6 protein-coding genes and 1 pseudogene are annotated in these 8,831 nt (G+C 59.6%); 3 read left to right on the top strand and 4 right to left on the bottom strand.

The window, feature by feature from the left end:
* Positions 1-416: 416 nt before the first annotated feature.
* Positions 417-677, top strand: a pseudogene (locus tag ACR0DS_RS10580) (PfkB family carbohydrate kinase); the annotation flags it as partial.
* 128 nt (positions 678-805) lie between these two features.
* On the opposite strand, the gene ACR0DS_RS10575 reads toward ACR0DS_RS10580, so the two are convergent.
* Both ACR0DS_RS10575 and ACR0DS_RS10570 read right to left on the bottom strand, forming a co-directional pair.
* Positions 806-3,004, bottom strand: a complete 2,199-nt coding sequence (locus ACR0DS_RS10575; RefSeq protein ID WP_480559316.1) for an adenylate/guanylate cyclase domain-containing protein — start codon at positions 3,002-3,004, stop codon at positions 806-808.
* Positions 3,005-3,189: 185 nt separating this feature from the next.
* Entirely contained in the window at positions 3,190-3,681 is a 492-nt protein-coding gene (locus tag ACR0DS_RS10570; RefSeq protein ID WP_480559314.1) for an RNA pyrophosphohydrolase, read from the bottom strand.
* 137 nt (positions 3,682-3,818) lie between these two features.
* Here ACR0DS_RS10570 and ACR0DS_RS10565 point away from each other — a divergent pair, with 137 nt between their 5' ends.
* Positions 3,819-5,846 (top strand): FAD-dependent oxidoreductase, encoded by a 2,028-nt coding sequence (locus ACR0DS_RS10565; RefSeq protein ID WP_480559312.1) that lies wholly within the window; start codon positions 3,819-3,821, stop codon positions 5,844-5,846.
* A 20-nt stretch (positions 5,847-5,866) separates the two neighbouring features.
* Here ACR0DS_RS10565 and ACR0DS_RS10560 read toward each other — a convergent pair whose 3' ends face one another.
* A complete protein-coding gene (locus ACR0DS_RS10560; RefSeq protein WP_480559310.1) occupies positions 5,867-6,475 on the bottom strand; it encodes a LysE family translocator in 609 nt (202 codons plus the stop codon).
* A 423-nt stretch (positions 6,476-6,898) separates the two neighbouring features.
* Here ACR0DS_RS10560 and ACR0DS_RS10555 point away from each other — a divergent pair, with 423 nt between their 5' ends.
* Positions 6,899-7,804 carry a LysR family transcriptional regulator gene (locus ACR0DS_RS10555; protein ID WP_209505110.1) on the top strand — a complete coding sequence of 302 codons (906 nt, stop codon included), beginning with the start codon at positions 6,899-6,901 and terminating at the stop codon, positions 7,802-7,804.
* A gap of 52 nt (positions 7,805-7,856) precedes the next feature.
* On the opposite strand, the gene ACR0DS_RS10550 is transcribed toward ACR0DS_RS10555, so the two are convergent.
* On the bottom strand, positions 7,857-8,774 hold the full coding sequence (locus tag ACR0DS_RS10550) for a LysR family transcriptional regulator (protein WP_267365933.1): 918 nt from the start codon (positions 8,772-8,774) through the stop codon (positions 7,857-7,859).
* Between the last annotated feature and the right edge of the window lie 57 nt (positions 8,775-8,831).

The following is an 8,831-nucleotide window of genomic DNA, read 5'->3' as shown; positions in this document are numbered from 1 at the left end:
GCTTTCTGTTTCCCGGATTTCATTCTCATCTCCACTCTCTGATGGTTACGATGAGCCTGAAATCCTCCGCTACGCAATCAACCTAGTCTGTTCCATGGGTGCTGATGGCGGACAACCATCGTTTGCCTTGAACCCGGCTAATGTCGGGGGAATTTGTCTCAAACTTCTTTGAAAAATGAAGGGGAGTGGCAGGTTCAGTGCTTGGTCGCCGAACTTCGAAAACTGGTTGAATGGGCATATTCCGACTCCCTACTCGCCCATCCTGATCATCTGCGCGACTTGAATGCCATCCAGCGTTGCGGATGCAAAGGATTTGAAGCCGAGCATTGGGTGATCCACATCTTGATGATCCTATGGTCTTTTCAATCACGTTTCCGGGGAACTTGCCCCTGATAGCCTTCTGGAATGAAAAACCTTGCGCGCGCTCGGGTGACGGCGTGACCGTCCTGAACGGAGGCGCGCGCATCGACGTGCCGGTCAAGAGGATCGTCCCCGTAGACGCAACCGGTGCCGGAGACCAATTCGCCGCGGGGTTCCTGTATGGAATGGCCACAGGGCGCGATTACGAGACCTGTGCCAGGATCGGCAACGTCTGCGCCCGCGAGGTCATCAGCCATATCGGCCCAAGACCCGAGGCGGATATGCTGGAATTGTTGCGGGAAGAAGGGCTGCTTTGAGTCCGGAGTTGCCGATGCTGCGGCATGCTCGAACTGGTCGATAGTGCTGCAGGCGTGCAATCCCGGGCGGATAGCCGGCCTGAATCTGACCGTGCGCGCCTTTCCCAGCAGGGCTAGGAGTCAGCTTTCTACTCGCCTGAGATGCGCGTGATCGCCCTCTTGGCACGAAGCCCTATTATGGGCTCCTCAATGACGGCCTCCAGCGCTGGCAAAGCTGCACTGGCTGGCGCGCCGATCTTTCCGAGCGTGATTACGACCTCGCGGCGCGCGCGCTTACCGCCAGTTTCAAGAACACCGAGCAGATCAGAGACCGCGCTGGCCGCTTGGGGACCGAACCAGCCCAACATCCGCAGCGTTTCGATTTGCGCTGGTCCTTCCTGCGTCTTGAGGTCTTCCAGTAGGGATGTCACGGTAGTGGTTGGCCTGAGCGCTGCGAGTTTCAACCCGTCGGCCATCTTGCGGTTTAGTTCCTCGTGATCACCGTCCCACTGCATCGGCAGCAGATAGTTTTCGGCAAGCGCCAGCCGATCCTTGTCGCGCGCCCAGGCATACATCAGGTCGTCGGCTTTCCGGCGGTCGCCCAACTGCGCGTGAATCGACGCCGCGGTGATGATCAGGTTCAGCGACTTTTTCGTTCTGGCAGTCGCCTCGTCCAGAATTTCGGCTGCCCTGTGCAACTGCCCTAACGCATAATACGCAGCTGCCTCGACAATAACGACATTGGCGGGCACACTGGGGTCAAGCCGCTTGGCAATCGCAATCTCGTCTAGACCCTGCTCGGGATTGCCCGAAGCGATTAGCGCCCAGGCCATAGTGACATGCGCCTCGGGGTCATTTGGGCCAAGCTCGATCGCCCTGGCCGCTTCTTCGATGGCCATTGCCGAGCGCGCGGCGCCAGTTTCGCCAGTGTTCTGGTCACGGAAGTTAAGCTGCCGCATGGCGCGAATAATGTGCACCATCGACCCGCCTCTGTCGCAGGCTTTTTCAAGATGATCGGGGATCAGAACGGTATAGAGGTGGGCGCGGGAGTTACCGCGAATTTTCTGGTTCCACCGGAACACGCCATCTCGTTGAAAGGCCAGCGCCAGTGCGGCATGGGCACGGCCATAGTCGGGATCAATTTCAATCGCCCTTTCGAAATGATCCACAGCTCGGGCATTGTCGCGTTCGTTGAAGTTCGACATCAACTCCCAGCCACGTTGAAATGCCTCGCGGGCGGCGACGACTTTAGTATCGGCCCGGTTCACCTCCTCGAGTTCGTCGTCGGTCAGTTCAACCTTCAGCGCGTTGATGATCTTCAGTACAAACGCGTCCTGTGCCGCAAAAACATCCGAGGCGTCGCCGTCGAAGCGGTCAGCCCAGACGTGGTTGCCGGTGGTGGCGTCAATCAACTGAGCGTTGACGCGCAATGTGGTGCCCGAGCGCCGCACGCTGCCTTCGAGCACGTATTGCACGCCCAGGGTTTCGGCGACGTCTTTGATGCTCACCGACTTGCGCTTGTAAATGAAGGTCGAATTGCGCGCGATGACGAACAAGCCCGAAACTTTCGACAGGTCGGTGATCAGATCCTCGGTTATCCCGTCGGCCAGAGGTTCCTGTTCGGACTCGCCGCTGAGATTGTCAAACGGCAGAACCGCAACCGAGGCCTTGTCGGGTAACGGCAATGCCATCGCTTCGATCGAGGCCGCTTCGACCTTCACCGGACGGGATTGAAGCCAGTACGCCGCTCCAGCACTGATGGCCAGAAGGCCAAAAAGCGCGGCTATGACCGCGCTTGCTTTACCGTAGCGCCCGCGGGATGGCCGAACGACGGTTGGTTCGGTGCGTCTTGTGGCACGATAAACACGGACAGGCTCGGGGATGTTTTTCAGCGTCTTGTCGCCCAGATCGCCGAACGCCGCCTCAAGCTTGCCGCTGGCATGATCGACGACCGTGCGCGATACCAGCACCGAACCCGGCTCAGCGATGGATTCCAGCCGCGCGGCTACGTTGATGCCATCTCCGAAAATATCGTCGTCCCTGACAACGATATCACCCAGGTTTATCCCGATCCGAAATTGCAGGGCGTCCGGCTCGTCCGCGCGAGGCCTTATCCGGTCCTGCCAGTCCAAAGCGCAGTTCACCGCATCTACGACGCTGGCAAACTCGATCAGATAGCCGTCGCCCATCCGCTTGACGATCCGTCCCCCGTGGCGTTCGACCAATGGCGTGATGATACCTGTGTCGAGCGCCTCGAGCCGGGCAAGAATGCCAGCCTCGTCCTCGTGCATGAGGCGCGAAAAATCGACCAGGTCGGCAACAAGAATGGCTGCTAGGCGCCGCTCCATCCAGAATTCCGCTGTGGTACAAGCTATGCCTTTAAGGTTGCCCTAGCTGTTCGCGTCGTTCAATCCCTTTCGAATATTCGCAAACATCCCAGTCGCGAGCTGCAAACACAAGTCATGGGTAAGCGAAGGCCGAACTGCTGGCTTCGTCTCGCTTAGCGGAACAACCTGAAAAGCGTCCCTAGCGATCAGAGTTCGTTTAGATAGTCGGAAAAAGCCTCGACCACGCGCTCATACACATCGCGCTTGAAGGGCACGATTTCGGCGATCAGCCGGTCTGGCTCCTGCCATTTCCAGCGGGTGAATTCCGGGTGGTCGGTTTCGATGTTGATCTGATCGTCGGCGCCGGTGAAGCGCAGCAGGAACCATTTTTGTTCCTGCCCGCGATAGCGTCCTTTCCAGATGTGGGGCACGATGTCATGGGGCAGGTCATAGGGCAGCCAGCCCGCGGTCTCGGCGATGATTTCGACCAGATCAGCCGTGACCCCGGTTTCTTCCCACAGCTCGCGCAGGGCTGCGTCGCGGGGATCTTCGCCCTTGTCCACACCGCCCTGCGGCATTTGCCAGGCGTCTTGTGGGCCGTCGTTTCGCATGCCCACAAAAACCCTCCCCTCGGTATTCATCAGCATCAGCCCGACGCAGGGGCGATAGGGCAGTTTGGCGATTTCTTCGGGGGTCATGCGCGGCCTCATCGGGTTGTTCCGCCCACCTCTAGCAATCACCGGCGCTACAGCAAAGAGGGTGACGTGGGGTTTCGCGTGACAAAGTTGACGCGAACGTCAATCTAGCGGGCAAATTCAGGAGGGAGAGTTCCGCCATGACTGCGTACCCGAATATGCTGGCCCCGCTGGATCTGGGCTTTACCACGTTGAAAAACCGCGTGCTGATGGGCTCGATGCATACGGGGCTTGAGGAAACCGGCGACTGGAACCGGGTGGCCGAGTTCTATGCCGACCGGGCGCGGGGCGGCGTGGCCCTGATGGTGACGGGCGGGATTGGTCCGAACCTTGAAGGCTCGGTCCTGCCGGGGGCTTCGATGATGGTGAGCGACAAGGACGTGGCACACCATTCCATCGTGACGCAGCGCGTCCATGAAGCGGGCGGCAAGATCGCAATGCAGATCCTGCATGCGGGGCGCTATGCCTACGGGCCGAAATGCGTGGCCCCCAGCCCGGTGAAATCGCCGATCTCTCCGTTCCCGCCCATTGAGCTGGATGAAGAGGGTATCGAGAAGCAGATCAGCGATATCGTCAACGCCGCCGCACTGGCGCAAAAGGCGGGTTATGACGGGGTCGAGATTATGGGGTCGGAAGGGTACTTCCTGAACCAGTTCCTTGTGACCCATACCAACAAGCGCACCGACCGCTGGGGCGGGTCTTATGAGAACCGGATGCGTCTGCCGATCGAAGTTGTACGCCGCACGCGCGAGGCGGTGGGCACCGATTTCATCATCATCTACCGGCTGTCGATGATCGATCTGGTCCCCAACGGCTCGACCCATGACGAGGTGGTGCAACTGGCGCAGGAGATCGAAAAGGCCGGGGCCACGATCATCAATACCGGCATTGGCTGGCACGAGGCGCGGATCCCGACCATTGCCACCAGCGTGCCGCGCGCGGCCTTTGCCTGGGTGACCAAGAAGCTGATGGGCAAGGTGGGGATACCGGTGATCACATCGAACCGGATCAACACCCCCGAGGTGGCCGAAGAGGTTCTGTCGACCGGTTGCGCCGACATGGTCTCGCTGGCCCGCCCGATGCTGGCGGATGCGGATTTCGTGGCCAAGGCGATTGAGGGTGAGGCCGCAAAGATCGCGCCTTGCATTGCCTGCAATCAGGCCTGTCTGGATCACACGTTCAGCGGCAAGCTGACCTCGTGCCTCGTGAACCCGCGCGCCTGTCATGAGACCGAACTGGTGATTGAACCGGCCAAAACGCGCAAATCCATTGCCATTGTGGGCGCAGGTCCTGCCGGACTGTCGACCGCAATGACTGCGGCCCAGCGCGGCCACGATGTTACCATGTTCGACCGCGCTGATGAGGTCGGCGGGCAGCTGAACATGGCCAAGCAGGTGCCGGGGAAAGAAGAATTCTGGGGTCTTGTCGACTGGTACCGCACCATGATGGATGAACTGGGCGTGAAAGTGGAACTGAACCGCGAGGTAGGCGCAGATGACCTGACCGGCTTTGACGAGGTGGTCATCGCCACCGGTGTCAGCCCGCGTGATCCGCAGATACCGGGGCAGGATCGGGACAACGTGCTGAGTTACATCGACGTGCTGCGCGGCAAGGCTGAGGTTGGCAAGTCTGCTGCCGTGATCGGGGCCGGTGGCATCGGCTTTGATGTGTCCGAGTTCCTGCTGGAAGAGGGTCACAGCGCCACGACCGACCTGCCGCTATGGATGAAGGAATGGGGCGTGACGGACCCGGCTGAGCACCGTGCAGGGTTGGCGCCCGAGGGGCCGCAACCCAGCGCCCCCGCACGTCAGGTCACCCTGTTGCAGCGCAAGAAACAGGCGCATGGCAAGGGTTTGGGCAAAACCACTGGCTGGATTCACCGGGCAACGCTGAAGATGAAGAACGTCAATTTCGTGGGCGGCGTGAATTATGAACGCATCGACGATGACGGTCTGCATGTCAGCTTTGGCGAAGAGCGCGCAGACCCGACGGTGATCGCGGCCGATACCATTGTGTTATGTGCCGGTCAGGTGTCCGAACGGTCACTGGCGGACGCGCTGATCGAGCGGGGCATCACCCCCCATGTGATCGGGGGTGCGGATGTCGCCGCCGAGCTGGACGCCAAGCGCGCGATCAATCAGGGCACGCGGCTGGCGGCGAAGTTCTGATCGCCCCGGTTTAGCGTTTCCTAGTCGGACAGCGCGAGTTTTGCACCCAGTGCGCCAAAGGCCGTTGCAAAACTCCGCCTGATCCACTTCATCACCGTTGGACGGCGGATCACATAGTCGCGGGCCAGTGCTGCGCAGCCCCCGTATCCGACGAAGACAACAAAGGTCATGCCCATAAAGGCCAGTGCCAGCTGGATCAGCGCACCCCCTGCGTTCGCCGTGTCGGCTGGCAGGAACTGCGGCAGAAACGCCAGAAAGAACAGCGACAGCTTGGGGTTCAGCACGTTGATGAGCGTTCCCGTGATGGCAATCTTAAAACTGCTTTTCGCGGTCTTGTCGGCGGTGACATCCAAGGCGCCGCCACTCCTGAGGATGCCCCACGCCATGTAGAAAAGGTAAATGACACCAAGGTATTTCACGAGCTGAAACGCCACGGCACTGGTGTGCAGCAATGCGGCAAGCCCGACGATACTGGCCACGGCAGCGGGAACGATTCCCACTGTGCATCCGACCGCGGCGGCAACGCTGGCCCGGAAACCGCGGCCAAGGCCAACGGCCAGTGTGTAGATGACACCGGTGCCTGGCAGCAGCACGACGATCATGGATGTGATGAAGAATTCCAGTGACATTCAAACCCCCTGCAAATGCGCGCAGGGTCGCGAACATCCGCGAAGATGTAAATAGCGATCGGTCCGGGAACAGGGGTTGCGGCCCGGTGTCGCCGCTGGGCGTGGTGGTGAAACTTGGCTTTGAAAAGGGTTTTCGGGGTACCGTGCCCCCGGCCAAAAGACCGACAAGGACGGAGACGGAGAAAACGGATTTCCTGACCCCCTCTGTCGTCACAAAAATGCCATTCTAAGATGAACAGAAACGAAGGATTGCGCGGAAAATGCAGTATCGCAGGGTTCGGGGCCGGTTTGGAAACCACTGTTTCTGCGTTTCTGATACGCAAACGATCCGATTCAAATCCCTGATATTATCCCATGTATGCCCCGATTCCGCCCAGATTCAGAGCGATAGTCGGGTTGGAAATCAAGATCTGGGGAACGAGAATGGACCGACTGACCGAAATGGAAGCCTTCGCCAATGTGGTGGACCAGGGTGGCTTCACCGATGCGGCCAAGAAGATGGGCATCTCCAAATCGGCCGTGTCCAAACACGTCTCGAGCCTCGAAGCGCGTCTGGGAGCCCGGCTGCTGAACCGCACCACGCGCCGGGTGTCGCCGACGGAAATCGGCCTGGCCTATTATGACCGCGCGCGTCGCGTTCTGAATGATGCGGGTGAAGCGGATTCGCTAGTCACATCGATGCAATCGGCTCCGTCCGGTCTGCTGCGCATCAGCGTTGCCACGGATTTCGGCGTAAATCACCTGTCGCCGGTCCTGTCCGATTTCCTGGCCGTCTACCCCGACATCACCGTGAACATGGTTCTGAACAACCGCTATGTCGAACTGATTTCCGAGGGATTTGACGTGGCCGTGCGCATCGGAGAGCTGGAAGACAGCACGTTGCGCGCCCGCAAGCTGACCGAAACGGTCAAACGCATGGTCGCCGCGCCCAGCTATATCGAACGGTTCGGGCGCCCGCAGAAGATCGACGATCTGAACGAACACAAGCTGCTGCACTATTCCAGCCAGTCGTCGGGCAATGTCTGGAAGCTGACCGCACCGTCCGGCGAAAAGCGTCAGGTGCGTACCGCGGGCTGGCTGAGCGTGAATGACGGCCAGTCGCTGCTGAACGCAGCCATCTCGGGGCTGGGGATCGCGTATCTGCCCAGCTATCTTTATGCCGAAGCGTTGAAGTCGGGGCGGGTTGTCGATGCCATGCCGTCCCTGCCGGACGAGGTACAGGGCATTTACGCCGTTTATCCGCCCGGCCGCTTCACACAACCCAAAGTACGGGCCTTCATCGATTTTCTGGTCGATGCATTCGAAGACAAAAGCCCGATGGATTGGTAGTTTCTCCCTGAAGACCAACCTTAGGCCCGCATGTCAAAGTGCGGGCCTTTTTTTATGAACCGATCACCGTCAGGCCGATGGATCGCGCGGAAGAGCGCAGGCTTTCCATCAACACGTTCTGACCCGGCGGCGGCGTTTCGGCATTGCGCGCCAGCAATGCGATATCGCGATTGGCATTGGGAATGGACAGCGGGCGCAGCCGCACTTCGTCGCGGTAAATGCCCTGTCTGCGGGCAAACAGATCCGGCAGAACCGCAACCCCGACCCCCGAGGCCGCCATCAGGACAATGGAATCAAGCGTTGTGCCTTCATATTCATCCGAAACCACACCGCCGCATTCCGCTGCCAGCGCATAGACGATGCGCGACAGGCGGTGACTTTGGTCAAGGGTCAGGAACAGCCGGTTCTGCAAGTCGGCGGCACTGACGCCTTGTGGGTCCTGCGCCAGAACGTCGTCAACGGCCACCGCGACCCAGAGGGGTTCGTTGAACAAACGGTGCTGCACGGTATTGGGGTGATCTTCGGGCGTTGACAGGATCAGATCAAACCGACCGGATTTCAGACCCTGTTCCAGATCGCGGGTGTTTTCCTCGCGCACGACAATGCGCAACCCCGGGCGCAGGCGGTGCACCTCTTTGATGGCTTGCGGCAGCAGGTACGGCCCGATCGAAGGCAAAACGCCCAGTCGCAACCTTCCTCCGACAGGCATATCGTTGGTCATGGCGTGGCGCAGGTCCTTGACCTCGGCAAGGATCTTTTGCGCGCGCGAGATGAACTCTTCCCCCTTTGTCGTCACCTGAATTCCGCCGCGGTTGCGGTCAAAGATCCGAACGCCAAGCTCTTGTTCTACGGTCGCAATTTGCGCTGACAGGCTGGGTTGGCTGACATTCAGCACCTCGGCGGCCAAACTGAACCGCCCGAGGCGGCTGACCGTGACGATGTATTCCAATTGGCGCAAGGTTGGACGCATTTCATAGCCTGAAACTATGTTAAACTTAAAAAGATAGTATTTGGCGAAATCAATTTT

It is taken from the genome of Ruegeria sp. AF5 (assembly GCF_056541905.1).
Note: the sequence above shows the minus strand (reverse complement) of the source record. Positions and strands in the feature narration are given on the sequence as shown.

Excerpts from the sequence above, each read along its gene's own strand:
- ACR0DS_RS10570 (WP_480559314.1), bottom strand. The coding sequence starts at position 3,681 with ATGACCCCCGAAGAAATCGCCAAACTGCCCTATCGCCCCTGCGTCGGG.
- ACR0DS_RS10560 (WP_480559310.1), bottom strand. The coding sequence starts at position 6,475 with ATGTCACTGGAATTCTTCATCACATCCATGATCGTCGTGCTGCTGCCA.
- ACR0DS_RS10565 (WP_480559312.1), top strand. The coding sequence starts at position 3,819 with ATGACTGCGTACCCGAATATGCTGGCCCCGCTGGATCTGGGCTTTACC.
- ACR0DS_RS10550 (WP_267365933.1), bottom strand. The coding sequence starts at position 8,774 with ATGCGTCCAACCTTGCGCCAATTGGAATACATCGTCACGGTCAGCCGC.
- ACR0DS_RS10555 (WP_209505110.1), top strand. The coding sequence starts at position 6,899 with ATGGACCGACTGACCGAAATGGAAGCCTTCGCCAATGTGGTGGACCAG.
- ACR0DS_RS10575 (WP_480559316.1), bottom strand. The coding sequence starts at position 3,004 with ATGGAGCGGCGCCTAGCAGCCATTCTTGTTGCCGACCTGGTCGATTTT.